At 41.0% G+C, this 25,490-nt stretch carries 23 protein-coding genes; 22 read left to right on the top strand and 1 reads right to left on the bottom strand.

The window, feature by feature from the left end; genetic code table 11:
* Positions 1 to 199: 199 nt before the first annotated feature.
* The 4 genes from GN217_RS04950 to GN217_RS04935 all read left to right on the top strand — a co-directional run bounded on the left by GN217_RS04950 (position 200) and on the right by GN217_RS04935 (position 2,374).
* Positions 200 to 739: a YceD family protein gene (locus GN217_RS04950; protein ID WP_156855549.1), complete on the top strand. Its 540-nt coding sequence runs from the start codon at positions 200 to 202 to the stop codon at positions 737 to 739.
* A gap of 37 nt (positions 740 to 776) precedes the next feature.
* Positions 777 to 950 (top strand): 50S ribosomal protein L32, encoded by a 174-nt coding sequence (rpmF, locus tag GN217_RS04945; RefSeq protein WP_156855548.1) that lies wholly within the window; start codon positions 777 to 779, stop codon positions 948 to 950.
* Positions 951 to 1,059: 109 nt separating this feature from the next.
* Complete coding sequence (locus GN217_RS04940; RefSeq protein ID WP_156855547.1) at positions 1,060 to 1,818, top strand: enoyl-CoA hydratase/isomerase family protein; 759 nt, start codon at positions 1,060 to 1,062, stop codon at positions 1,816 to 1,818.
* 67 nt (positions 1,819 to 1,885) lie between these two features.
* On the top strand, positions 1,886 to 2,374 hold the full coding sequence (locus tag GN217_RS04935) for an RsfA family transcriptional regulator (protein WP_156855546.1): 489 nt from the start codon (positions 1,886 to 1,888) through the stop codon (positions 2,372 to 2,374).
* 44 nt (positions 2,375 to 2,418) lie between these two features.
* Here the strand turns inward: GN217_RS04935 and GN217_RS04930 are convergent, their stop codons facing one another.
* On the bottom strand, positions 2,419 to 2,916 hold the full coding sequence (locus GN217_RS04930) for an N-acetyltransferase (RefSeq protein ID WP_156855545.1): 498 nt from the start codon (positions 2,914 to 2,916) through the stop codon (positions 2,419 to 2,421).
* Positions 2,917 to 3,604: 688 nt separating this feature from the next.
* Here GN217_RS04930 and GN217_RS04925 point away from each other — a divergent pair.
* The 18 genes from GN217_RS04925 (at position 3,605) to sigG (ending at position 25,379) form a co-directional block, all read left to right on the top strand.
* Positions 3,605 to 3,985 (top strand): DUF3397 domain-containing protein, encoded by a 381-nt coding sequence (locus GN217_RS04925; protein WP_156855544.1) that lies wholly within the window; start codon positions 3,605 to 3,607, stop codon positions 3,983 to 3,985.
* A gap of 73 nt (positions 3,986 to 4,058) precedes the next feature.
* The gene (gene bshC, locus GN217_RS04920) at positions 4,059 to 5,675 is read left to right on the top strand and encodes a bacillithiol biosynthesis cysteine-adding enzyme BshC (protein WP_156855543.1); all 1,617 of its coding nucleotides are present in this window, start codon (positions 4,059 to 4,061) and stop codon (positions 5,673 to 5,675) included.
* A 206-nt stretch (positions 5,676 to 5,881) separates the two neighbouring features.
* Positions 5,882 to 6,313, top strand: coding sequence for a division/cell wall cluster transcriptional repressor MraZ (mraZ, locus tag GN217_RS04915; protein ID WP_156855542.1), 432 nt, complete (start codon positions 5,882 to 5,884; stop codon positions 6,311 to 6,313).
* Positions 6,314 to 6,446: 133 nt separating this feature from the next.
* Entirely contained in the window at positions 6,447 to 7,424 is a 978-nt protein-coding gene (gene rsmH / locus GN217_RS04910) for a 16S rRNA (cytosine(1402)-N(4))-methyltransferase RsmH (RefSeq protein WP_198042598.1), read from the top strand.
* Complete coding sequence (gene ftsL, locus GN217_RS04905; RefSeq protein WP_156855540.1) at positions 7,424 to 7,801, top strand: cell division protein FtsL; 378 nt, start codon at positions 7,424 to 7,426, stop codon at positions 7,799 to 7,801. The genes rsmH and ftsL overlap by 1 nt, the downstream gene beginning before the upstream one ends.
* Positions 7,802 to 7,812: 11 nt before the next feature.
* On the top strand, positions 7,813 to 10,098 hold the full coding sequence (locus GN217_RS04900) for a penicillin-binding protein (RefSeq protein ID WP_156855539.1): 2,286 nt from the start codon (positions 7,813 to 7,815) through the stop codon (positions 10,096 to 10,098).
* 80 nt (positions 10,099 to 10,178) lie between these two features.
* Positions 10,179 to 12,101: a stage V sporulation protein D gene (locus tag GN217_RS04895; protein ID WP_156855538.1), complete on the top strand. Its 1,923-nt coding sequence runs from the start codon at positions 10,179 to 10,181 to the stop codon at positions 12,099 to 12,101.
* A gap of 67 nt (positions 12,102 to 12,168) precedes the next feature.
* A complete protein-coding gene (locus GN217_RS04890) occupies positions 12,169 to 13,641 on the top strand; it encodes a UDP-N-acetylmuramoyl-L-alanyl-D-glutamate--2,6-diaminopimelate ligase (RefSeq protein WP_198042597.1) in 1,473 nt (490 codons plus the stop codon).
* Positions 13,642 to 13,643: 2 nt separating this feature from the next.
* Positions 13,644 to 15,026, top strand: coding sequence for a UDP-N-acetylmuramoyl-tripeptide--D-alanyl-D-alanine ligase (locus GN217_RS04885; protein WP_156855536.1), 1,383 nt, complete (start codon positions 13,644 to 13,646; stop codon positions 15,024 to 15,026).
* A 17-nt stretch (positions 15,027 to 15,043) separates the two neighbouring features.
* Entirely contained in the window at positions 15,044 to 16,027 is a 984-nt protein-coding gene (gene mraY, locus GN217_RS04880; RefSeq protein ID WP_156855535.1) for a phospho-N-acetylmuramoyl-pentapeptide-transferase, read from the top strand.
* Positions 16,024 to 17,373 carry a UDP-N-acetylmuramoyl-L-alanine--D-glutamate ligase gene (murD, locus tag GN217_RS04875; protein WP_156855534.1) on the top strand — a complete coding sequence of 450 codons (1,350 nt, stop codon included), beginning with the start codon at positions 16,024 to 16,026 and terminating at the stop codon, positions 17,371 to 17,373. Before mraY ends, murD begins: the two co-directional genes overlap by 4 nt.
* A 72-nt stretch (positions 17,374 to 17,445) precedes the next feature.
* Positions 17,446 to 18,558: a stage V sporulation protein E gene (gene spoVE, locus GN217_RS04870; RefSeq protein WP_156855533.1), complete on the top strand. Its 1,113-nt coding sequence runs from the start codon at positions 17,446 to 17,448 to the stop codon at positions 18,556 to 18,558.
* Positions 18,559 to 19,019: 461 nt separating this feature from the next.
* Positions 19,020 to 19,871, top strand: coding sequence for a cell division protein FtsQ/DivIB (locus GN217_RS04865; protein ID WP_232334332.1), 852 nt, complete (start codon positions 19,020 to 19,022; stop codon positions 19,869 to 19,871).
* Positions 19,872 to 20,088: 217 nt separating this feature from the next.
* On the top strand, positions 20,089 to 21,372 hold the full coding sequence (ftsA, locus tag GN217_RS04860; RefSeq protein ID WP_156855532.1) for a cell division protein FtsA: 1,284 nt from the start codon (positions 20,089 to 20,091) through the stop codon (positions 21,370 to 21,372).
* 65 nt (positions 21,373 to 21,437) lie between these two features.
* Positions 21,438 to 22,577 carry a cell division protein FtsZ gene (ftsZ, locus tag GN217_RS04855; RefSeq protein WP_156855531.1) on the top strand — a complete coding sequence of 380 codons (1,140 nt, stop codon included), beginning with the start codon at positions 21,438 to 21,440 and terminating at the stop codon, positions 22,575 to 22,577.
* A gap of 241 nt (positions 22,578 to 22,818) precedes the next feature.
* Positions 22,819 to 23,739, top strand: coding sequence for a sigma-E processing peptidase SpoIIGA (gene spoIIGA, locus GN217_RS04850; protein ID WP_156855530.1), 921 nt, complete (start codon positions 22,819 to 22,821; stop codon positions 23,737 to 23,739).
* A 12-nt stretch (positions 23,740 to 23,751) separates the two neighbouring features.
* Positions 23,752 to 24,471, top strand: a complete 720-nt coding sequence (sigE, locus tag GN217_RS04845) for an RNA polymerase sporulation sigma factor SigE (protein WP_156855529.1) — start codon at positions 23,752 to 23,754, stop codon at positions 24,469 to 24,471.
* A 125-nt stretch (positions 24,472 to 24,596) separates the two neighbouring features.
* A complete protein-coding gene (gene sigG / locus GN217_RS04840; protein WP_156855528.1) occupies positions 24,597 to 25,379 on the top strand; it encodes an RNA polymerase sporulation sigma factor SigG in 783 nt (260 codons plus the stop codon).
* Positions 25,380 to 25,490: the final 111 nt, after the last annotated feature.

The raw sequence follows: 25,490 nt of genomic DNA, 5'->3' as shown, positions 1-25,490 counted from the left end.
TTAGAACCTAACTTAAAATGCCAGGGGACCAAGCGAAGACATTCGCGCGGTAGCCGAAAAAGCGTACAACTATAGAGTGCCGGAAATACTGGGGTGAAGAGGGTACCGAGAAAAGCTTGACACAAACCTGTAAAGAAAAGATATTGACAAAACATCAATTTTCTTTTAAAATAACTCTTGTTGCCTAGAGGTGATGAACATGAAAATTTCTGTCTCACAGATTCAGAGAGGGAGCTTTAATGCGCCCCTTGAAGTGGAAGAAACAGTTGATGTTTCGGAATTGGAAACGATGAATAATGATATTCGCCGAATTGGACCTGCACAGGTTAAAGCTTTATTGACAATGGACCAGAATGAAGAAATAATTGCTTCTTTAACCATTAAAGGTGAAATGACTTTACCATGTGCAAGAACACTTGTGGATGTTCCTTATTCGTACGACATTTCGGTTGATGAAGTATTCTCTACTTCCCCATTTATTACCGAAGATGAGTTGGAAGAAGAAATTCATCCGGTTGAAGGAGAAGTGCTTGACTTAAAGCCGTATATCATGGAAAATATTCTATTGGACATCCCATTTCGAGTGTTCTCAGAGGAATCCAATCCGGAAGGCGCAGCACCTAAAGATGGTGACGGCTGGAGTTTTGTTCAAGAGGAAGAACCAAAGGAACAAACTATTGATCCGCGTTTAAAAAAATTGGCGTCTTTACTTGAAAATAATAAGAAGGAAAATGAATAGTGAATAACGTTCTTTTCATTTGAAGGAGGTGTAGGTCATGGCAGTACCTAAGCGTAAAACATCGAAAAAAGTAAGAAACCAACGTCGTACTCATAAAAAACTACATGTACCTGGCATGGTAGAATGTTCTAATTGTGGTGAATTGACGAAGCCGCACCATGTATGTAAAGCATGTGGACATTATGATGGAAAAGAAGTTGTTAGCAACTAATTGTTAGACAACAGCGAGGAGCAGATCACAATCACGTGGTCTGTTTTTTATTTTTTTCTTGTATAATAACTTGGAGACTAGAAGAAAGAATGAAAAGGGGCGAATTTTCTTGGGAGAAGTAATCAACTATGAAATAAATGACGAAGGTTACGGAACAATCCGTTTGAACCGACCGGAGAAGCAAAATGCAATTTCGTTACATATGGCAGAACAGTTACAAGAAAAACTAGTTGAAGCAAGAGAGGATAATTTGAAATTTTTAATTCTTACAGGGGTAGAGAATCGAATGTTCTCCGCTGGTGGGGATTTAAATGATTTACACGGAGAACTGTCAACTGGTGAAGCATTCGCCAGATTAAAGCCAATGATGGATGTATTGCAGATGGTCCTTCATTTCCCTGTACCGGTAATTGCCCTGTTGAACGGGGATGCGTTAGGTGGAGGATGTGAACTTGCGACAGCTTGCGACATCCGGATTGCTAAAGCGAATACAAAATTCGGATTTATCCAGTCGACCATTGGTATCCTACCCGGCTGGGGCGGTGGTACGATACTTTATAAAAAAGTGCAACCAGATTTTGCACTGGATTGGATTGCAAGGGGAGCTATATTAGACGCCTGTGAACTCGAAGAAAAAGGGTGGATTCACCATGTAATCGACGACAAGGATTGGGACGATGCCATTTATCTAGAAAACTATATAGCAAAGTCGGAAGAACAGATGCGTCTATTAAAAAAGCAATTCACAATCAATATCGCAGCAGATGAACTTTCTAGGCTGATGGTGGAAGAGGTGAAAAGCGCTGCTAGTTTATGGGAATCTGAAGCTCATAAGCAGGCAATTGAAAAATTTTCTAAAAAGAAATAGCTAAACATGATTCTATCAACCCTCACTTCTGCATACATTGATAGCAAAGTAATGAAGGAGGATTGCGATGAAAGAAACTAGACAGGATGCATGGACGAAAGAAGAAGATGTTTTACTAGCAGAAACCGTCCTGCAATATATTAAAAATGGTAATACCCAGTTGGAAGCGTTTAAAGAAGTGGCTGCTAAACTTGCAAGAACACCGGCAGCTTGTGGTTTCCGTTGGAATGCGACAATTCGGAAGCAGTATGATTCAGCGATCCGCAAAGCGAAAGAAGAGCGAAAAAAGGTGAGTAGCCAAGCATTGCGTGCGCTCCAGGCGAATGAGGGTGCTCTTGAAATGAATGCAATTGAGTCTGCAATACAACTTCTAGAACAATTGAAAAGTAAAGGCCCTGAAGCCGAGAATAATGAACAAGTGCAATTGATTGAGAGGCTTAAACAGGAGAATGAGCAACTGAATCAACAAATCGAACGGTATAAAAATGCTTGGAGCGAGATGGAAAAGTTATGGAATTGGGTGGATGGAAACAGTGAACGTAATCTCGGTGTTTAAAAAAACCACGTGAAGTTCGTTCACTAACTTCACGTGGAAATTTTTCATTCATCGTCTTGATTAGGGTGTGCGGCTTTTTCCTGGACACCTTGAGGTAGCCAAATCAATGGATTCTCCCCAAGGTCCCGTTCGAGATCATATTGGGCTTTTTGGAAACCCATCTTTTCCCAGAAGCCTTGTGAATTGATCCGTGGACTTGTTTTAATTGGTAAATCAAAGCTCTTTGCATAGTCCACCATCAATTTTCCATACCCTTGCCCTTGGTAGTCTGGTAATACTTCCAGCTTCCAGAGTGCTAAATAATCCTGTGGTGGGTCAAAATAGTTATCATATTTTTCTTTTATTCTGTATAAACTCATTCTCGCTATTAAGTTTTCCCCGATATAAACCCCGTAAAAAGGTGATTCACTATTGTTTTCAATCAAGTTGTTCTGTAAGTCCTCGAGCATAGAGAGTTCTTGGTTGCCATATTCTTTGAAGCGTTTAAATTTCTCGAGTGTTTTGTAGTTGATTAATAAGTTTTCCACCTTCACTTTATTCATACTTACATCCCCCTTAGTTTATCATGGATATTCATTCATGAAACATTAAATGATCAAAGCATGTTAGATGTATTCTTTCTCTTTATAATTATACATCAATTAATAGTTTTTTTAAATCTTGAGGTTGTGTAACATTGTTATTTCGAATATAGTAGAATCAAAATAGTGCAATCTTGAATGCCAATTTTTATACACTCAACTTACTTGAGTAGATCACTTCCATTCAGCGTAAGTGTTTAGCACGTTCTCCTGGCTAGATTTCTAATCGCCGTTCAGTTGCCCGGTGGACGGATGCTTTCCGCGGGCACAGCCGAAGCCTCGACGCACAGGACGTGCTAATGCAGACGTTGCCACAGGACGTGGCGTACTTAGTCTGCCTCGGGCTGAGCACTAAGGGGTCTCCGGACTCGTGCTATTCCCGCAGGAGTCACCGTCCACCGGGCAACTGAACTGGTTGGGAAGATTATTTTGATTGGAGGTTATTCCATCAAAATGATAGTTGTACTTCCCGAATAACAAATCGTGTTACAAATTGGATCTTTCCTCTCAGCAGGTGCGAGAGGTGTCTGGACTGCGAACCTCCAGAAGAAAGTTGCACTTATGCTGAATGAAAGTAATTTATTATTTGGTTTGTGAAAGTTAGGTTATACAGGGAAAATTGGTAAATCACATAAGGAGAAAATACGGAATGCTAGATTTTATTGTTTATATTCTATCGTTTTTTATTACGATTCCGCTGCTTGCCAGTTTTCTTGTTTATATTATTCGTATGATTCGTGAGCGGAATAAGTTAAAAGCGTTTCATGCTGCAGTGAATTGGACGACACTTTTATATATTATCGCTGTGACGATTATGCTTGGGATTGTATTTGACCGGAGCTTTGTTGGGATTGTTTTAATCTTCCTGCTTTTATCCCTGTCATTGATTGTATTTATCCAGTGGAGGATGGGGCAAGATGTACAAATTAAGAAAGCGGCCAAATTATTATGGAGAATATCTTTTCTTCTATTCTTTCTCCTTTACGGGTGCTTAATGATTGTCGGGATTATTAAATATTTGACAGCATAAACAGAAAGAGTGAAATTTCTGTTCGGATTAGATACAATACAACTTGGACTTATTCATAAAGGAGTAGAATCAGATGCGAATCGACGCGGTAAACATACGGAATCAAGGTCAGTTGATCGCTGATTATAAAAGCAATAGATCGGTTATGAAATTTTTTGATTATCATCCTTTTGAATCGGTGGATGAAAGGGTGGAGGAGTTAAGTAATAGATCATTCAAACGTGAGGAATTGGCGGCGATTCTAGCGGAGCGCAATACAGCCTGGGGTGCAGGGGAAGCAACATTAAAAAATATAAAAAAGTTTCATAACCCGGAAAGTGTTGTCGTCGTAGGTGGGCAGCAAGCGGGACTCCTCACAGGACCGCTCTATACGATTAATAAAATAATTTCGATCCTTCAATATGCAAAGGAGCAGGAAAAAAGATTAGATATACCCGTTTTACCCGTCTTCTGGATAGCAGGAGAAGACCATGATTTTGAGGAAGTCAATCATGTATTCTTCCCGCATGGAAAGGGGCTGAACAAGTTTCCGCTCAAGCAATCCCATTATAAAAAACTTCCCGTAACGGATATTGCATTGGACCAAAAGGTTGCAGCCAAATGGGTGGACGAACTTTTCTCCAAGCTTCCGGAAACTATACATACGAGAGATATTTATCAGTTGGTAACGGATGCGTTACGCCAATCTGTAAGTTTCACCGATTTTTTTGCCGTTGTCATTCATAAACTCTTCCAAGAAGAAGGGATTATCTTGATGGATGCAGCTGATGAGAGGATTCGTAATATCGAACAGGATTATTTTATCCGCTTGATTGAGAATCAGCCAAAGATCAGCCGAGGTGTATTTGATATTGCAAAAGAACTGGAAAACTGTGGATACACGGCTGCTCTCGAACTAGACCCAACTGATGGTCATTTATTCTATCACTTAGATGGGGAACGTATTTTATTAAGTCGGACAGAGCAAGGGACTTGGAAGGGCAAGCAAGATGAGATTGAGCTAACGACAGAGGATTTATTAAAGCTTGCGGAAACAAATCCAGAGAAGCTAAGTAATAATGTCGTCACCCGTCCAGTTATGCAGGAACTTCTCCTGCCTACGTTAGCATTCATAGGGGGACCAGGAGAAATTAGTTATTGGGCACTCCTGAAGCCTGCGTTTCATGCATTAGATTTGAAGATGCCTCCAGTTATCCAAAGGCTTTCATTTACTTATCTCCCTGAAACAATTAATAAAGCGCTCGTTGCAACAGGTTTAACTGTCGAGGAGGCAATCAACGAAGGAAGTTCCGTCAAAAGAGAGCAATGGCTCTTAGCGAAACAAGAGCCACCGATTGATGAGCTTGCTAAGAACTTGAAAGAAACAATTAAAGAAGCCCATAAACCACTCCGAGAGACGGCAGAAGCAATCCGGGATGATGTAGGAGCACTTGCAGAGAAAAACCTTCATTACTTGCAAAGGGAAATCGAATTTTTGCAACACCGAATGAAACTAGCTTTAGAGGAGAAGTATGCAAAAGATATCAAACAATTTGATGAGATTCAATTACTGCTTCGCCCGGGAGAAGGATTACAAGAGCGGATGTGGAATGTTTTACCGTTTCTGAATGAATACGGAAGAGAGTTTATTTCAAAAATAGCTCGTTCTAGCTGTTCTTTCCAAAACTCGCATTATGTTGTTTATTTATAATCCACTTTGGGAACATTTACCACCACTATCCACCACTTTTAAAATGAATAGAGAAAAGCTGTTAAACATTGATATGACAGCTTTTCTCTTTTTTTGTTTCTATTACTTTTCTCCAGGCAAGCGAAAATATGAAAAAATATCGAAAAAGAAGTGGAGGATAGTGGAGGGTTGTGGTAATATAATATTACGAAAGTGGGGAGAAGAATATGTTCATGGGGGAATACAAGCATAATGTTGATACGAAGGGCAGAATGATTGTACCCGCCAAGTTTCGTGAAGAACTTGGGGATACATTTGTTGTGACCCGCGGTCTTGATAAATGTTTGTTCGCTTACCCGATGAACGAATGGAAGATTATTGAAGATAAATTAAAACAACTCCCACTAACAAAGAAAGATGCCAGAGCCTTCACCCGATTCTTCTTTTCAGGTGCCGTTGAATGTGAAGTGGATAAACAGGGAAGGATAAATATTCCTTCCACACTAAGGACATATGCCGCACTGGAAAAGGAATGTGTTGTCATCGGGGTCTCTGATCGAGTAGAGATTTGGGCAGGAGAGAAATGGGAAGAATACGTGGAAGAATCGGAGGAATCTTTCTCCGAGATCGCGGAAAATCTATTGGATTTTGATATTTAAAACAAAAGCGGAAGCGACTGTTTAGCGGCGTGCAGACTGTGCCCCGTAAGAGCCAATTGGCGTGTCTTTATACAGCACGGATGTGCAAAAAGTCCGCTAGTCGCTGATGGAAGTAATTGAAGCAGGTGATCACTTGTTTGAACATTATAGTGTATTGAAACAGGAAACAATAAAAGGCTTGAATATAGTGCCAAATGGTACATACGTAGACTGCACAGTTGGCGGCGGAGGCCACTCAGAAGAAATAGCATCGAGATTGAATAAGGATGGACTCCTAATTGCTTTTGATCAGGACATTGATGCGCTAGAAGCAGCCAAAAAAAGATTAGCGCCTTATGAGGACCGGATCCAATTTATCCATGCGAATTTTCGTGAAATCAGTGAGAAACTAGAGAAGCTCGATAGGGATCGAATTGATGGTATCTTATTTGATCTCGGAGTTTCCTCTCCGCAGCTAGACCGTGGGGAAAGAGGATTTAGTTATCACCAGGAAGCCGAACTCGATATGCGTATGAATCAGGAAAGTGATTTGACAGCAAAGGAAATAGTGAATGATTGGCCTTATGAAAAGTTAGTAGGCATCTTTTTCCAATATGGTGAAGAGAAATTCTCGAAGCAAATCGCAAGAAAAATCGAAGACTATCGCAGGACAACTACGATAGAGACAACCTCCGAACTTGTAGAGATCATCAAAGAAGCAATTCCCGCTCCTGCAAGAAGAAAGGGGGGGCACCCTGCAAAACGGATTTTTCAAGCATTACGGATTGCAGTAAATGATGAATTGGCCGCTTTCAATGATGCACTGCATCAAGCAGCAGAACTTGTAAGTATTGATGGAAGAGTTGTCGTAATCACTTTCCATTCTTTAGAAGACCGTTTATGTAAGCAGGCCTTTAAAAAATGGAGTACAGCGAAAGAAACACCACGAAATTTACCAATCATACCGAAAGAGCATGAAGCGCCGTTTCGGTTAATTACGAGAAAACCAATTATAGCAAAGGAGAGTGAACTCGAGGGAAATCGCAGGTCACGCTCTGCTAAATTAAGAATTGTAGAAAAAAGAAAAAAATGGGATAAAGCATTTATATACGAGGAAGGGTGGAGAAAATAATGAGCGCAAATCAAGCGAGGAGCTGGAACGCGAATCCATCTCCTAGTCCAAATCACGAACCAAAAAAGGTATCTGTAAAGGTTAAGAAACAGGGTTGGATTACCAAAGGTGAAAAAGTCATTTATTCAATGATTGCTGCTGGTTTAATTATTGCTGGTATATTCATGGTTTCTTTATCTTCCGAGACAGATGCCTTAAACCGGGAATTACAACAACTTGAACGCACCGTCCAACAACAACAAATCACAAATGAAGGCCTCGCTTTCGAAGTGAAAGAATTATCCCGTCCAGAACGTATTATCTCCATTGCCGAATCACATGGATTAACTATTCAAAATGCTGAGGTAAAACAAGCGCAAGCAGTAGAACAGGATTAAGAGGTTATCGTATGAGGAAAAACAAGACGACACATATGATGGCGGGTATACTAATCATCTTTTTTGTAGCGATTTTTATCGTGCTAACCGGCAGATTTATTTACATCCAGGCAACTGGAGAAGTAAATAATATTTCATTGGAAGAATGGGCGAAACAAAAACGTACCTCTTCCTACACGCTCCCGGCAGAACGTGGCAAAATCCTTGATAAGAACGGTATGATCCTCGCCTATGACCGGCCGACATACCGTGTATTTGCCATTCTCGATGACGCATACTCGGAAGATCCTAAGAAACCGCGGCACGTTGTGGATGTTGACAAGACTGCCGAAGCCCTTGCTCCAATATTGGATGTGGAAGCGAGTGACATTCGTAATTCTTTACAAGCAGGTCTGGATGCGGATCCGCCGCGATTCCAAGTGGAATTCGGTAATGCTGGCCGGCAACTTAGTCAGAAGCAGAAAGAAGAAATCGAAGAACTTAAATTACCAGGAATTTACTTTGATGAAGAGGCGATGCGCTTTTATCCAAATGGCATGTTCGCATCGCACATCATCGGGTTTGCAAGGGAAACAGAATTTGAAGACGAGAATGGAGAAATCAAGTCTGAAATTTCGGGTGTAACTGGTATGGAAAAGCAGATGGATGAACTGCTTCGAGGGCAAGATGGCTATATTTCTTACCAGCGGGACTTGTATAATTCAAAACTGTTGAATCCGAATGAAGTCATTAAAGAACCAGAAGATGGAAATGATGTCTACTTAACCCTAGATCAAAAAATCCAAACATTGTTGGACGAAGCATTGTCTACGGTAGAGACTTCCTATAGCCCGGAACGGATGACGGCTGTAGTGATGCATGCGAAGACCGGGGAAGTCCTAGCGATGAGTAGTCGACCAAGCTATAATCCGAACAATCCCGCAGACGTACAGAATTGGTATAATGACGTTATCTCCACGCCAATTGAGCCGGGCTCTACTGTGAAGATGTTTACTTGGGCCGCTGCGATTGAGGAAGGCGTATATAACGGCGATGAGACATACTTATCTGGAACATATAATGTAAATGAGAAAATTATCCCGATCCGAGATGTAAACGAAGGAAAAGGTTGGGGAACAATAACCTTTGATGAAGGATTTGAACGTTCTTCAAACGTGGCAGCTTCGAAGCTCGTTTGGGAAAAGTTAGGAACAGAGAAGTTTTTAGATTATCTACATGCATTTGATATGGATAAAACGACAGAAATCGATTTGCCAGGGGAGATTACCGGTGAGATTTTATATAATTGGCCTCGTGAAAAACTCACTACCTCTTTTGGTCAAGGAAGCACGGTTACGCCAATTCAGATGATGAAAGCAGCAACTGCAATTGCAAATGATGGAAAAATGGTGAAACCATATGTCATCAATAAAATTGTTGACTCATCAACTTCTGAGGTAATTGATCAAAATGAACCGGAAGTTGTTTCCGAACCAATATCCCCGGAAACCGCAGAACAAGTACGCGGTTTATTACAGCGGGTTGTTGAAGGGAAAAATGGTACGGGAAGACAATTCCGCCTTGAAGATTACTCGATCGGCGGGAAGACTGGTACAGCTCAAATCCCTAGCGCGGATGGAGGCGGGTATTTAAAAGGCAGAGAAAATATGATCTTTTCATTTTTAGGAATGGCCCCGATTGAAGATCCGGAATTGGTCATGTTCGTCTCTGTGCAGCAGCCAAAGCTTGAAGCTGGTGAACATGGATCTCAACCTGTTTCTTTTATAGTGAAAAGCGTAATGGAAAACAGTTTACATTATTTAAATATCGATCCAGATGGTGAAGATATCGAGGAAATTGAACGAGTTGAAATCCCTGAACTTACAGGAAAAAATCCAGAGAAAATCGCTGCTCAACTTGAGGAAAAAGGATTTAACGTAACTACAGTTGGTAGTGGAAAACAAGTGACGGAAGCTAATGTGACAGCGGGAGAAAAAATCCTACCGACAAAACATATTATTCTTGTCACGGATGAACCAGCAATGCCAGACATAATGGGATGGTCTCAACGCCAAGTTGTCGAGCTGGCAGATATGCTGGATTTACAGCTTGAAAGTTTCGGAAATGGCTATGTTGTAATGCAAAGTGTTGAGCCGGGCACTTCGTTAAAAGAAGGTTCTTATCTTGGTATAGAACTGCTCCCTCCCGGGGAAGAAAGGGAAGAAGTTCAAGAAGACGAAGAGCAACAAGAAGAAACATCAGCAGATGATGAACAAGCGGAAGAAACAGATGTAGAACAAGAGGAAACAAACGAATAAAGACAAGGAAAACAGTGTTCTATTCGTTTTTTGAAGCTCATATAGTGGATACAAGCCTATCTATGAAGAGGAGTGCAGGTATGAAACGCGTATCCACGATTACAGTCAAAAAACGAATTGTCACTGTTTTTCTTTTTTCCTTATTTATTTTACTTATCATCATCTTCAGATTGGCCTATGTCCAATTTGTAATGGGGGACAAATTGTTTGAAGAAGCGAATGAACTTTGGACAAGAGATATCCAATTTGCTCCAGAGCGTGGGAAAATACTGGATATGACCGGTACACCGCTTGCTGAAAATGTCACTGCTCCGAGCGTGACAATCGTACCGAGGCAGGTAACGGATGCCGAAACGACTGCGAAAGAGTTAGCAGCAGTGTTAGAAGCCCCGGTGGATAAAGTATATGAAACGATCACAAAACCAGCATCAAGCGTGACGATCCGGCCAGAAGGAATTAAGATTTCAGATGAAGAGGAGCGGGCTATTCGTACATTAAACCTTCCCGGGGTCTATTTGGCCAAAGATTCGAAGCGCCATTATCCTTATGAAACATCCCTTTCCCATGTGCTTGGATTTACAGGTATCGATAACCAGGGATTAATGGGCCTAGAGCAATACTATGATGAAAAGTTAAAAGGGTCGGTAGGTAGCTTATCTTTCTTTTCGGACGCGCGTGGCAACCGGTTAGATACACTTGCTGACGTATATACCCCGCCGAGGGATGGATTGCATTTAAAAACGACAATTCACTCTCAAGTACAAGCAATATTAGAACGCGAAATGGACTTAGCAGCTTTAAAATATAACCCTGACGGTGCAATGGCTATTGCAGTCAATCCGAAAACTGGTGGCATCCTCGGAATGACGACGAGACCAAATTTTCACCCGGAATATTATCAGGAAGCAGATGCGGAAGTATTTGACCGGAATCTGCCGATTTGGAGCACGTATGAACCAGGATCTACTTTTAAAATAATTACGCTTGCTGCCGCCTTGGAAGAAAAGGTAATTGATCTTCATGACGGTCATTTCCATGATGATGGAGATATTAATGTCTCAGGAACCCATATCCGCTGCTGGAAAAGGGGAGGGCATGGTCACCAAAGTTATCTTGAAGTTGTACAGAATTCCTGTAACCCCGGATTTGTAAACTTGGGGCAACTGCTCGGAACGGAGAGACTGTTTTCTTATATTGATGCGTTTGGTTTTGGTAAGAAAACAGGGATCGATTTGGAAGGGGAAGGAAATGGAATCCTTTTTAATCCCGAGAATGTAGGACCAATCGAACTTGCTACGACAGCTTTCGGGCAAGGTGTATCTGTTACACCTATTCAACAGGTCATGGCTGTAGCAGCTGCTGTAAATGGCGGATTTTTATATGAGCCTTATATAGCTTCTGAGTGGCTTGATCCCGTTACGGAAGAAGTTGTCGAACGGATTGAACCGACAATTAAGCACCAGGTGATTGCCGAGGAAACGTCAGAAGAATTACGTTATGCCCTTGAATCTGTAGTTGCACAGGGGACGGGCCGACCTGCATATGTTGAAGGGTACCGAGTGGGAGGAAAGACAGGAACCGCACAAAAAGTAGGTCCGGATGGTCGCTATATGCAAAATAACTATATTGTTTCTTTTATCGGTTTCGCACCGGCGGATGACCCGGAAATCGTCGTCTATGTAGCTGTCGATAACCCGAAGAATACAGTACAATTTGGAGGAGTTGTTGCAGCGCCGATTGTCGGAAAAATTATCGGGGATAGTTTACCGGTCATGGGAGTGGAAAAGCGTTCAGATGGATTGGAGAAAGAATATCAATGGCCGGAAGAGCCGCTTGTAGAAGTACCTGATTTAATTGGGCTGAAGCCAGAAGAACTTTCGGAGTACATGCTGAATTTATCCGTGGATGTAAGCGGAAGTGGCGGAAAGATTATTGATCAAGCCCCGCGCCCAGGTGAAAAAGTAGAACAAGGAGCAAAAATCCGGATATTCTTAAGTGAATAATAGATTGATAGATGATTGATTGTCATCCTTTTCCCATCGGTATAGTTCTTTGGAGAAGGGTGAACCGATGAAATTAAGCGAATTGATTCAGACGCTGCCTTTTATAAGTTTGACTGAAGAAGCTGGGGAAATAGAGATAACTGCTATCCATGCAGATTCCCGCCAGGTGACGCCAGGGAGTTTATTCATCTGTATTGAAGGCTTTCAGACAGATGGGCATCTCTACGTTCAAGATGCGATTGAAAAGGGCGCGCGCGTTATTATTGCAGAGAAAGAAGTCGAGAGCAAAGTTCCGGTTATTTATGTGAATGATTCGGTACGGGCTCTTGCAATAATAGCGAGTGCATTTTATGACAGTCCAACAACAGCGCTCCCTTTAATTGGAATCACAGGAACAAATGGGAAAACGACGGTCAGCTATCTTCTCGATGCAATATACAACCATTTTGGAAAGAAAACTGGTGTGATCGGGACAATTCATAATAAAGTTGGGGAGCGCCTTAAGGAAACGAATAATACGACGCCAGACGCGCTCATCCTTCAACAGCTTTTTCACGACATGAGGAATTCAGGGGTTGAACAGGTGATTATGGAAGTATCTTCACACGGTCTTGATTTAGGAAGAGTATATGGCTGTGATTTTGATACGGTAATATTTACCAATTTAAGTCAGGACCATTTGGATTATCATAAGTATGAGTTCAATTATATCTTTGCTAAAAGTCAATTATTCTCACGGCTCGGGAACACCTATGACGGGAGAAGAAAGTATTCCATCATCAATGCAGACGATAAATATGTAGGAATGCTGAAAAAAACGAGTGCATTTCCAACTATAACCTATGGAATCGATAGTGAAGCAGACGTAATGGCTGATGAAATTGAGCTTTCACAAGACTGTACGATATTTCAATTGAAAACACCAGTCGGAACGGTTAAAATTACGAGTAGGCTTACCGGCAAGTTTAATATTTATAATATGCTTGCAGCGGCCTCTGCCGCGCTGATTAACGATATTCCGCTGCATATCATTAAAGATACACTTCAGGTTGTTCCACCAATTCCTGGACGATTCGAGACGGTCGATTTCGGGCAACCGTTCGGAGTAATTGTGGACTATGCCCATACGCCCCATGCGGTGAAAAATATTCTTGAAACATGCAAGGAACTTAAAACGGGGAAGCTTTATTGTGTGCTTGGTTGTGGTGGAGACCGCGACCCGGCGAAACGCCCGCTTATGGCGCAGGAAGCCGTTTGGCATGCAGATTATGCAATTTTCACTTCAGATAATCCCCGAACCGAAGATCCGCGAGCGATTATCGATGATATGGTGCAGGCATTGGATGGATATGAGCAAACTTATGAGATAATCATCGACCGGAAAGCCGCAATCGAGAAAGTCATGTCTATAGCCGAAGCTGGCGACCTTGTCGTAATAGCAGGGAAAGGGCATGAAACATATCAGGAAATTGCCGGTGAAAAATATCCATTTGACGACCGGATTGTAGCTAAAAACGCGTTTTTAAATAAGGAGTTTTAACGATGTTATTTACAGTGAAAGAATTAAAATACGTATTTACGAACCATCATGAATCACTTGATGATTCTCTTGCAATCAATCGAATTACAACAGATAGTCGGTTGAAAACAGATCATGCTTTATTTATTCCGATTATCGGGGATCAGCTTAATGGCCATGATTACGTAGAACAAGCGATAGAAAATGGCGCGGTTGCAATTGTATGGGATGAGAAGGAGGAGTTGCCTCCTTCTATCCCGCGTGATTTTCCAGTTTTTTTCACAGAAGATACAACAGCAGGCTTACAACAGCTGGCCGCATACTATCGAGAAGAGATTAATCCGATTGTCATCGGGATTACCGGATCAAATGGGAAGACGACGACGAAGGACCTTGTAGCTGCAATTATGAAGACAACTTACAATACGCATGCCACATTAGGAAATTTGAACAATCATATCGGCTTACCATTAACGATTCTTAGTATGCCCCGTGATACGGAAGTGCTTGTACTCGAGCTTGGAATGAGCGGTTTCGGTGAAATTGATGTACTAACAAAGATTGCAAAGCCTGATTATGCAGTTATTACGAATATCGGGGAATCACATATTGAATACCTTGGTTCAAGGGAAGGGATTGCAAAAGCCAAGCTTGAAATAATCAATGGGCTAAAAGAAGGCGGCACATTAATTGTTGATGGTGATGAACCGCTTCTGCAAGACATACATACGGACGATTCAGAGGATATTATCCGCTGTGGTTTTAATGCGGATAATGAATTCCGACTTAGTGACGTAGATATTACAGTGGATGGGACAGCCTTCACGGATGCCCACGGCCGCCACTTTCAGGTTCCTCTACTAGGTAAACATCACGCAAAAAATGCCGGGTTCGCTCTTCAAATTGCCGAGTTACTCCATATCTCTGAGGAGAAACGAGAAGCGGGCTTACAAGCTCTGGCACATTCGGCGATGCGTTTTGAATTATTGAAGTCAAAACATCGGGCAACCGTTGTGAACGATTCGTACAACGCCTCACCAACATCGATGAAAGCAGCAATTGAAGTAATTAAACAGATGGAAGGCTTCGATACGAAAATACTTGTCCTCGGTGATGTTCTTGAACTTGGGGAATACGCAGACGCGTTGCACCGCTCGATAGCGGACGTGATTACTTCTCCAATCACCCACTTGTATACATATGGGGAAAAAGCAAAATTGATTACTGAAAATGTCCAGGACAGTGAAATTCAATGTAAACACTTCGGGACAAAGGAAGCATTAATGAGCGAATTAAATCAGCACCTTACAGAGATGAGTCTTGTTTTGTTTAAAGCATCACGCGGCCTTCAGTTTGAAACAATGGTTGAAGACATCGTGATTGAGCAAGAAGATAAGGAGCAGTAATTGAGGGGGAACTTGACATGAATATAACTACTTTAATAATGACGATAGGGATATCATTTTTAATTACTGTTCTTTTTTCGCCGCTTTTCATTCCATTTTTAAGAAGATTAAAGTTTGGACAAAGTATTCGCGAAGAAGGACCAGAATCACATCAAAAAAAGAGCGGTACGCCAACGATGGGCGGTATTATGATCGTACTAAGCATTATAATCACCTCGCTGATCATGGTGTGGAAAGTGAGCGGAACAATCGGATACGAAGTTTGGTTATTGCTACTCGTCATATTTGGTTACGGACTTGTAGGCTTTCTTGACGATTTCATCAAAGTAGTCATGAAGCGGAACCTTGGTCTAACTTCCCTGCAGAAGTTAATCGGCCAAATCGTAATAGCACTTCTATTCTTTTTTGTTTTACAGGCGAATGATTTTTCAACCTATATCCAAATTCCGGGGACGAATATCCAATGGGAACTTGGTTGGTTTTATGCAATCTTAGTAATTTTTATGCTCGTAGGTTCTTCCAATGCGGTCAACTTGACGGATGGATTGGATGGACTGCTTGCAGGTACAGCAGCCATTGCATTTGGGGCATTTGCAATATTAGCAGTATATGGAATGCCGCAGAACGATATTGCGGTCTTCTCACTGGCATCAGCAGGGGCACTGCTGGGCTTTCTCGTGTTCAATGCCCATCCTGCTAAAGTGTTCATGGGTGACACTGGATCCCTTGCACTGGGCGGAGCAATAGCTGCTGTAGCAATTCTTACAAAAATGGAAATCCTCCTAGTTATTATTGGTGGTGTTTTTGTTATTGAGACACTATCCGTGATAATCCAGGTGATTTCCTTTAAAACAACTGGTAAACGTGTCTTTAAAATGAGCCCATTGCATCATCACTATGAACTGATGGGTTGGTCGGAATGGCGTGTCGTTACCACATTCTGGCTAGTAGGATTCGTGTTTGCCGCATTAGGGATTTTTATTGAGGTGGGCTTAAATTGAGAAAACTAGAGGCTTTTCCATATCATCATGTGCTTGTTCTCGGCTTGGCTAGAAGTGGAACAGCAGCTGCAAAAACATTACTTAAAAACGGTAAACAGGTAAGGGTCAATGACCAGCAATTGACGACCAAGTCAACGGTCGTTCAAGACCTTGTGGCGCTCGGTGCTGAAATCGTACTGGGTTCCCATCCATTATCTGTTTTAGAAGGAATTGAAATCATCGTTAAAAATCCGGGTATTTCTTATGATAATCCCGTACTGATCGAAGCGGTGAAGCGGAATATCCCAATTGTGACGGAGATAGAAATTGCCTATCAACTCGTTCCTGGTACATTAATTGGAATTACCGGTTCAAACGGAAAGACAACAACGACGACTCTTACAACTAAAATGTTAAAGGAAAGCAAGCAACAGGTTAAAGTAGCTGGTAATATCGGTATCGTAGCTACAGAGGTTGCAGAAAGTTTAACAGAAGATGAAACATTAGTTTTAGAACTGTCTTCTTTCCAGCTTCAAGGAACGATAGATTTCCGGCCAAATATCGCGGTCATCTTAAATATCTATCAAGCACATCTTGATTATCACAAATCACTCGAAAATTATAAACAAGCGAAATATAATATATTCCGCAACCAGACGGAAGATGACTATTTAATCTATAATGCGGACGATTCGGATATCACGACAGCAATAGCTGATACGAGAGCAAGACGAATCCCATTTTCTACTACAAGGGAAGTTCAAAATGGTGCCTGGTCCGATGGAGAAGCGATCTATTTCCTAAATGAGAAGATTATGGACGTAGAAAAAATTGTTCTTGTTGGTGATCACCATTTAGAGAATATCCTTGCAGCGATTTGTGCAGCAAAATTGGCAGGTGCAACGAATGAAGGGATTGAAAGAGTATTAACAACCTTCGCTGGTGTAGAGCACCGTCTTCAATATGTAACAAATTTGCACGGTCGATACTTTTACAACGATTCGAAAGCGACGAATATGCTCGCAACTGAAAAAGCTTTAGCTTCCTTTAAACAACCAACCATTCTACTTGCAGGTGGCCTCGATCGTGGCGATGACCTTAAAGGGCTCATCCCTCATCTGAAAAATGTGAAAGGCCTCGTAAGCTTTGGAGAGACGAAGGAAAAGTTTAATGAAGTAGCAAAACAAGCAGGTATTCCTCATGTTTTAACAGCGGAAAACGTAGAAGATGCTGTTCAAAAGGGTTACGGAATCTCAGAAGAGAATGATGTGATCCTCTTGTCGCCAGCATGTGCAAGCTGGGATCAGTATCGGACATTTGAAGAAAGAGGAGACATGTTTATCCAAGCCGTGCATAAACTGTTATAGGGGCTTGGACAACATTGAACGGACTGCAATATAGTTGAATTGCCCCTATTCTTGGAAGAAAGGGGTTTTTTCATGCTTAGGAATCTCACGAAGGCTGAGAACCGACCAGACATTTTGCTGCTCACCGTTATTGTCGCACTCTTAATTGTTGGGGTCATTATGGTATATAGTGCTTCACATGTATGGTCGCTTTATAAATTTGGAGATGAGTTCTATTATTTAAAAAGGCAACTGCTGTTTGCCGGTGTCGGTTTTATCGCGATGCTCTTTTTTATGCTGATCCCATATACGACTTGGAAGAAATATTCTAATTTCATTCTGCTTGGCTGTTTCATTTTGCTTATCCTCGTTCTAATCCCGGGAATTGGAATGATTCGGGGAGGGGCGCGCAGCTGGATTGGTGTCGGAGCATTTAGTATTCAGCCGTCTGAATTTATGAAACTTGGTCTGATTGTTTTCCTTGCCGCTCTTTTATCGGAAAAACAGAAATATATCACTTCTTTTACGAAAGGATTTTTGCCTTCCCTGCTTCTCATTTTTACGGCCTTCGGTTTAATTATGTTACAACCGGATTTAGGCACAGGTCTCGTTTTAGTACTTACTTGCGTCATCATGCTTTTTATTGCGGGTGCCAGAATCTCCCATTTTGTAGGGTTAGGCTTAGTTGGTTTGATTGGATTTGCTTTTTTAATCATATCGGCTCCATACCGGATAAATCGAATTGTTGCCTTTCTAAACCCTTGGGAAGACCCTCTCGGTGACGGTTTTCAAATTATCCAATCTTTGTATGCGATTGGGCCAGGCGGGCTGATGGGGCTTGGAATGGGTAATAGCTTACAAAAATACTTTTACTTACCGGAACCGCAGACTGATTTTATCTTTGCAATTCTTGCAGAAGAGCTAGGTTTCATTGGCGGAGTAGGCTTGATTCTATTGTTTTTCCTCATGCTTTGGCGAGGGATTAAAATAGCTTTAGAATCCATTGATCCTTTTGCAAGGTATTTGGCTTTAGGAATCGTTGCGATGTTGATTATACAGGTGATGATAAACATCAGTGTCGTCATCGGTCTTATACCAGTCACAGGAATCACACTTCCATTCCTAAGTTACGGAGGCTCATCCCTAACTCTCACCCTCTGCTCCGTGGGCATCCTCCTAAACATCAGCATCCACTCGAAAATATAGCATTTAATACAATTAGATAAAAACTGTTTCTTTCCAAGATCATCCGCATCCTTCATACACCTCTCGCTTTCCACGGGCTAACCAGCCACCTGCGGAAAGTGAGAGGTATCGGGACTGCGGACTTTGGTAGTGGAACTGTATTTTTAAAAAACAAGTTTGATCCGGCATGAATTTTCATCACGTATTAACGGTCTGTAATACCCCCACTTTAAACATGAGGGAAGCCCAACATGTGAAGGTGGGGGAGGTAAGAAAAGGTAAGGAAATCCCCACTGAATGAAGTTTCACTTTATAAAATTGATGGTTTACTTGTTTTACCAGTAAAAACTTTCAAATCTATGACAAGTAAACTATCGATTACATACTAATCTATGATATAATTCTAATAACCTGATAACAAAGTTGAATTTCTATACAATTACGTTATCAGCGGTAAAAAAGTGAAAATAAAAAGATTTAGTATGCTGACAAAGGAAGAAATGGAGATGAATAAAAACAATAAGAATATAGTTTCCATTGAGGACCGTATTCCAAAATTAAAAGAAGCCCGTAAGAAAAAAGCGAATCGGCGTTTAGTTTTTTATATGACTATCTTTTTCTTCCTAATCTCGATTATTGTTTATCTCCAATCACCATTAAGTGAGGTAAAACAAGTAACAGTTCATAATAACTCGTTTATACCAGATGAAGAGATTGTGGAAATCAGCGGTCTATCTGAGAAGCAAAACATTTGGGCAATTGATTTTGCAGCAATTAAGGAATCCTTGGAGAATAGTCCGATAATAGACAAGGTGACGGTGGACAGGAAACTGCCAAATACGGTTGCGATCACCGTACAGGAAAAAGAAATTATCGGTATCCTTGAAGATGAAGAAGGAATCTATTTTCCGGTGCTTGAAAGCGGGGAACTTCTGGAAACCATAGAGCATCAATCATTTACAGGCGAAGCTCCGTTATTAATCGGATTTACAGATAAAGAATATTTGGCTAAAGCTGCTAATGAATTGAATAAATTACCAAAAGATATTCTAGACTTAATTTCTGAGATGTACTGGCAACCAACAGAAGATAATAAGAACAATGTATTATTTTATATGAGCGATGGTTTTATCGTGCAAAGTTCGATCCGAGACTTTGCAGAAGGTATGACTACTTACCCTTCTGTCGTTTCCCAGCTTGACCCAGAAGTAAAAGGTGTTATACATATGGGTGTCGGGGTCTATTTTGAGGCTTTCGAAGCGGAGGATGATGAAGATGCCGCTAATGAAGAAGAGCCGATGGATGAGTCTGAAACGGAGGAATCTGAAGAATAAAGCGAATGAACCTTTAATAATCAGGTAAAAACGTCAAAAAACGAATGAATCACACGAAAAGTATAGAAGGTGACAAGATTATTTTCTTATTTTAAAGGAAATCATCTTTGTCATGTTGAATTAATAATTAACAAGACTTAGAAAAATACGAAACTTTAAGATAAAATGATCTGTTCATGTTCTTGAACGATTATGCTGAATGAGGGGGTGCCTTTTCTTGAATAATAGCGAAATTCTAGTAAGTTTAGATATTGGAACAACGAAAATCAAAGTTATTATTGGAGAAGTATTGAATGATTCATTAAATATAATTGGGGTTGGCACTGCCAAGTCCCTAGGTATGAAAAAAGGTGCGATTGTCGATATCGATCAGACGGTGCAATCTATTCGGAATGCGGTTGAGCAAGCGGAAAGAATGGTAGGCATGGAAATTAATCGTGTCGTAGTTGGAATTAACGGGAATCATATTTGGCTGCAGCCATGTCATGGTGTAGTTGCTGTCCAAAGCGAAGACAGAGAAATTACGGATGAAGATGTTACAAGAGTGTTAGACGGAGCACAGGTGGTTTCAATTCCTCCAGAAAGGGAAATTATCGATGTGGTTCCTGAACAGTTTATTGTAGATGGCTTGGATGGCATTACGGATCCACGCGGAATGATTGGTGTTCGTCTTGAGATGGAAGGGACACTAATCACCTGTTCGAAGACTGTCTTACATAATACATTGAAATGTGTAGAGCGGGCAGGGCTTGAGGTTTCAGATATCTGTCTCTCACCGCTCGCAGCAGGTGCTGTGGCATTATCTGATGACGAGAAAAATATGGGTGTCGCCCTTATTGATGTAGGTGGCGGTTGCACAACAGTATCCATCTATGAAAATGATTATCTCGTAGCGACAAGTACGATTGCGCTTGGCGGCGACAATATTACGAAAGATTTGTCCATTGGCCTTCGCACTTCAACAGAGGAAGCCGAAGATATTAAGCTTAACTATGGTTATGCTTATTACGATGAAGCGAACGAAGAAGAAACTTTTGAAGTGTCAATAATTGGCAGTGATAAGAGACAAACGTATAATCAGCTGCAGATTTCTGATATGATTGAAGCAAGAATGGAAGAAATATTTGAGTTTGCCGATCGTGAAATCAGACGGATGGGCTTCCATGAGTTACCGGGCGGATTTGTTTTAACCGGCGGAACAATGGCGATGCCAGGGGTTTTAGAGCTTGCTCAAAGCTTATTCTATTCAAATGTCCGCATTGCAATTCCGGATTACATAGGTGTAAGGGAACCGCTCTATACAACAGGTGTTGGTATATTGCAATTTGCATACCGTAATGCGAAAATCCAAGGGAAACAGTTATACCCAGCTGTTACCGAAGTGGAACACGAACCAAACGTAAAACGGAATCCGAAACAAGTAAAACCGAAAGAACCAAAAGAGAAAAAGAAAAAGAAAGAATCTGGAATTGCTAATCTGTTTAAATATTTCTTTGATTGATTCAAAGATTAAGATGAATCAGCTTTTTAAACATCTGTAATTTTGCATATTAGGAGGAACGAAGTATGTTGGAATTTGATACAAATATGGAGGAGTTAGCGAAAATAAAAGTTGTCGGTGCTGGTGGCGGCGGGAACAACGCAGTTAACCGCATGATTGAGCACGGAGTAGAAGGCGTGGAATTTATCGCTGTTAATACAGATGCTCAAGCTTTAAATTTATCCAAGGCAGAAGTTAAAGTTCAGATCGGAGCGAAACTAACTCGTGGTCTTGGAGCAGGTGCGAACCCGGAAGTTGGAAAAAAAGCAGCAGAGGAAAGTAAAGAACAATTAGAAGAAGTACTTTCAGGAGCTGATATGATTTTCGTAACTGCAGGAATGGGTGGGGGGACAGGTACAGGTGCTGCGCCGGTAATCGCGCAAATCGCGAAAGAGCTAGGCGCATTAACCGTTGGTGTTGTAACTCGTCCATTTTCCTTCGAAGGCAGGCGTCGAGCAAATCAGGCCATAGCCGGGATTGAAACATTAAAGAGTAATGTAGATACATTAATTGTAATTCCGAATGATCGTTTACTTGAAATAGTCGATAAAAATACGCCAATGCTGGAAGCGTTCCGTGAAGCAGATAATATTTTACGACAAGGGGTCCAAGGGATCTCTGACTTAATTGCGAAGCCGGGTCTGATTAACGTTGACTTTGCTGACGTTAAAACAATTATGTTTGACAAAGGGTCTGCACTAATGGGAATCGGAATTGCGACAGGAGAAACTAGAGCAACAGAAGCAGCGAAGAAAGCTATTTCTAGCCCGCTTCTTGAAACATCCGTTGATGGTGCTCACGGTATTCTAATGAATATCACCGGTGGAACGAGCTTGAGTCTGTATGAAGTGCAGGAAGCAGCTGATCTCGTAACGAATGCAGCCGATGAAGAAGTGAACGTAATATTCGGTTCAGTTATTAATGAGAATCTGAATGATGAGATCGTCGTTACTGTGATCGCAACAGGTTTTGATGAGAACGCCCAGAAGTCGAATAAACCGAAACGGGATACGCGACCATCGATTGCGGAAAGACAACAAGCAGCTACCCGCGAACCGGAAGAACAGCCGCAAAGGGAAATGAAACCAAATAATCCTCGCCCGAAAGTGGAGGAAGATGAACTGGATATCCCGACATTCTTAAGGAACCGTAATCGCAATCGTTAATGCAAACATTGAATCTGATTAAAAAAGCCGAGGCATAACTTACTAACAAGTTATGCCTCGGCTTTTTTCTGTTACTTATTTTTTCTATTGTCTCGTTCCGACAAACCCCGGAAGGTTTAGTGAAAAGAAGTTGTTTATCGCATACAAGAACTGACAGACTTTTCATAGTGGCTGGTCTATACTTCAATTTACATCAAGTATAAACCCATCACGAATCAAATCGGGAGAAAGGGAGAGTGTATTGGCAATCTATCTTGACGCGGTATGGCTACTTAACTTCCTGCTGGATTACATGCTGCTGTTACTGACAGACAAATTAGCAAAATTACATACGAGTCGTTACCGCTTGGCTTTTGGTGCATTTGTCGCCTCTTTGATAGTACCATTATCCATTTATTATCCGAACTCCTTTTTTACGAGTGTAATCGGCAAAGTCATTTTCTCCATCATTATTATTTTAAGCAGTTTTGGTTTTAAAACAATTTATCGGCTGGTGAAACTGGTCACTTTATTTTACTTGATGAGTTTCGCTGTCGGCGGGGGATTGATTGCCCTCCACTTCCTTATCCAGCAACCAATCACCGTTTCTGAAACAGGGTTTGTCACGTATAACAAAGGGTTCGGTGATCCATTAAGCTGGTTGTTCATTGTTGTTTGCTTTCCGCTTGTTTGGATTTTTACGAAACAGCGTATGGACAAGCACGTACAAGATAAGATCCGTTATGATGCGACAATCCCAGTGACATTAAAAATCAACGGGGTGAGTCATTCCACGGAAAGTTTTATTGATAGCGGAAATCAGCTTGTCGACCCATTTACAAAAAAACCTGTCATCATATGTGACGAAACATTTTTATCTCCCTGGTTTGATAAGAAAGATTGGGAGCAGCTTATGATTGCCCATGAAACATTGGATATGGATAAGATTCCAAAGCAATGGGTCGACCAATTACGGATTATTCCATATCAAGGGGTTGAAGGGGGGAACGGTTTTTTATTCACGATTATACCTGATGATATTACGATTTATTACGATAACAAAGAAATTTACACGACGGATTTTCTCGTCGGAATTCAATTTGGCAATTTAACCGGAGATGGAAGCTATCACTGTTTGTTACAGCCCGAACTGATCAAAACGGCTATTCACTATTCTGCATAATAGAAAGGGTAGATGGACATGTGGAAATTACGTTTGCGAATTTTATGGTATCGTTTATTATTTAAGCTGAAAATAAAATCAAGTGAAATTTATTATATCGGCGGTAAAGAAGCTTTACCTCCGCCCTTGAATAAAGAAGAGGAAGCGGAACTCTTGAAATTATTAACGAAAGGGGATCAATCGGCAAGAGCAGTATTGATTGAACGGAATTTACGCCTTGTCGTATATATTGCTCGTAAATTCGAGAATACTGGTATTAATATTGAGGATTTAATCAGCATCGGAACGATTGGACTCATTAAAGCAGTTAATACATTTAAACCGGAAAAGAAGATTAAATTGGCAACATATGCTTCCCGTTGTATTGAAAATGAAATTTTAATGTATTTGCGGCGTACAAACAAATTGAAATCAGAGATATCTTTTGACGAGCCCTTAAATATTGATTGGGATGGAAATGAATTATTGTTATCCGATGTACTCGGAACAGAGGAAGATATTATAACGAAGAACCTTGAGTCTACAGTTGATAAAAATTTATTACGGGATGCATTGTCCCAGCTTAACAAACGGGAACAGCAAATCATGATGCTGCGCTTTGGTCTTCAAGGCCAAGAAGAAAAAACCCAGAAAGATGTAGCCGATATGTTAGGCATTTCGCAATCATATATTTCTAGATTGGAGAAGAAGATTATTCGTAGACTTCAAAAAGAATTTAATAAAATGATGTAACCACATAGCTTACTTGACTTTGCTATGATTTCCCAATTTCTTACTTTTATCAGCCTGCATAAAAATCCTTTTAGAGGGAGATACTGACCTTGAACAGCATCGACATCTGGGAGGGTTGAACAGAAATGGCTAGACATAAAGTAGAGATTTGTGGTGTGGATACATCGAAACTACCTGTACTAACAAATGAAGAAATGAAAAAGTTGTTCATAAGGCTTCAGGAAAAGGATGATCTCTCGGCGCGGGAAGAGTTAGTAAATGGAAATTTACGACTTGTATTGAGCGTCATTCAGCGCTTTAATAACCGCGGAGAATATGTTGATGATTTATTTCAAGTCGGTTGTATTGGACTAATGAAATCGATTGATAACTTTGACTTAGGTCATAATGTGCGCTTCTCCACTTATGCGGTACCGATGATTATCGGTGAAATCCGTCGTTATCTCAGAGATAATAATCCAATCCGTGTATCCCGTTCGCTCCGGGATATCGCTTATAAGTCCCTGCAAGCGAGGGAACTCTTGATGAGTAAAACTTCAAGAGAACCGACACATAAAGAGATTGCCGAAGAAACGGGAATCCCTGAAGAAGACATTGTATTTGCCCTTGATGCAATTCAAGAACCAGTCTCCTTGTTTGAACCGATTTATAATGATGGGGGTGACCCGATTTATGTTGTCGATCAAATTAGTGATGAGAAAGACAAGGCGACTAACTGGGATGATAAAATATCGCTCAAGGAAGGTATCGTACAATTAAATGAACGGGAAAAGATGATTGTTAACAAACGATTTTTCCAAGGAAAGACGCAAATGGAAGTCGCTGAAGAAATCGGAATCTCACAAGCGCAAGTATCAAGATTAGAGAAAGCGGCTATTAAGCAAATGAATAAACGAATGTTTGAATAGTACTTATAGATCATAGGCTTCCCTAAGAATAAAAAGCAGGTTCCCCTGCTTTTTTCTTTTGTCTTAAAATGAGATGCATCCGGCATATAGTATAATAAGAGGGGTGAAATT

Source organism: Oceanobacillus sp. AG (genome assembly GCF_009746545.1).
Lineage (GTDB): Bacteria > Bacillota > Bacilli > Bacillales > Amphibacillaceae > Oceanobacillus > Oceanobacillus indicireducens.
This window is presented reverse-complemented; position numbering and strand designations above follow the sequence as displayed.

Bases quoted from the DNA above. Each gene is read 5' to 3' on its own strand.
- GN217_RS04950 (WP_156855549.1), top strand. From the start codon at position 200: ATGAAAATTTCTGTCTCACAGATTCAGAGAGGGAGCTTTAATGCGCCC.
- rpmF (WP_156855548.1), top strand. From the start codon at position 777: ATGGCAGTACCTAAGCGTAAAACATCGAAAAAAGTAAGAAACCAACGT.
- GN217_RS04935 (WP_156855546.1), top strand. From the start codon at position 1,886: ATGAAAGAAACTAGACAGGATGCATGGACGAAAGAAGAAGATGTTTTA.
- GN217_RS04930 (WP_156855545.1), bottom strand. From the start codon at position 2,916: ATGAATAAAGTGAAGGTGGAAAACTTATTAATCAACTACAAAACACTC.
- GN217_RS04925 (WP_156855544.1), top strand. From the start codon at position 3,605: ATGCTAGATTTTATTGTTTATATTCTATCGTTTTTTATTACGATTCCG.
- bshC (WP_156855543.1), top strand. From the start codon at position 4,059: ATGCGAATCGACGCGGTAAACATACGGAATCAAGGTCAGTTGATCGCT.
- mraZ (WP_156855542.1), top strand. From the start codon at position 5,882: ATGTTCATGGGGGAATACAAGCATAATGTTGATACGAAGGGCAGAATG.
- ftsL (WP_156855540.1), top strand. From the start codon at position 7,424: ATGAGCGCAAATCAAGCGAGGAGCTGGAACGCGAATCCATCTCCTAGT.
- GN217_RS04900 (WP_156855539.1), top strand. From the start codon at position 7,813: ATGAGGAAAAACAAGACGACACATATGATGGCGGGTATACTAATCATC.
- GN217_RS04895 (WP_156855538.1), top strand. From the start codon at position 10,179: ATGAAACGCGTATCCACGATTACAGTCAAAAAACGAATTGTCACTGTT.
- GN217_RS04890 (WP_198042597.1), top strand. From the start codon at position 12,169: ATGAAATTAAGCGAATTGATTCAGACGCTGCCTTTTATAAGTTTGACT.
- GN217_RS04885 (WP_156855536.1), top strand. From the start codon at position 13,644: ATGTTATTTACAGTGAAAGAATTAAAATACGTATTTACGAACCATCAT.
- mraY (WP_156855535.1), top strand. From the start codon at position 15,044: ATGAATATAACTACTTTAATAATGACGATAGGGATATCATTTTTAATT.
- spoVE (WP_156855533.1), top strand. From the start codon at position 17,446: ATGCTTAGGAATCTCACGAAGGCTGAGAACCGACCAGACATTTTGCTG.
- GN217_RS04865 (WP_232334332.1), top strand. From the start codon at position 19,020: ATGCTGACAAAGGAAGAAATGGAGATGAATAAAAACAATAAGAATATA.
- ftsZ (WP_156855531.1), top strand. From the start codon at position 21,438: ATGTTGGAATTTGATACAAATATGGAGGAGTTAGCGAAAATAAAAGTT.
- sigE (WP_156855529.1), top strand. From the start codon at position 23,752: ATGGACATGTGGAAATTACGTTTGCGAATTTTATGGTATCGTTTATTA.
- sigG (WP_156855528.1), top strand. From the start codon at position 24,597: ATGGCTAGACATAAAGTAGAGATTTGTGGTGTGGATACATCGAAACTA.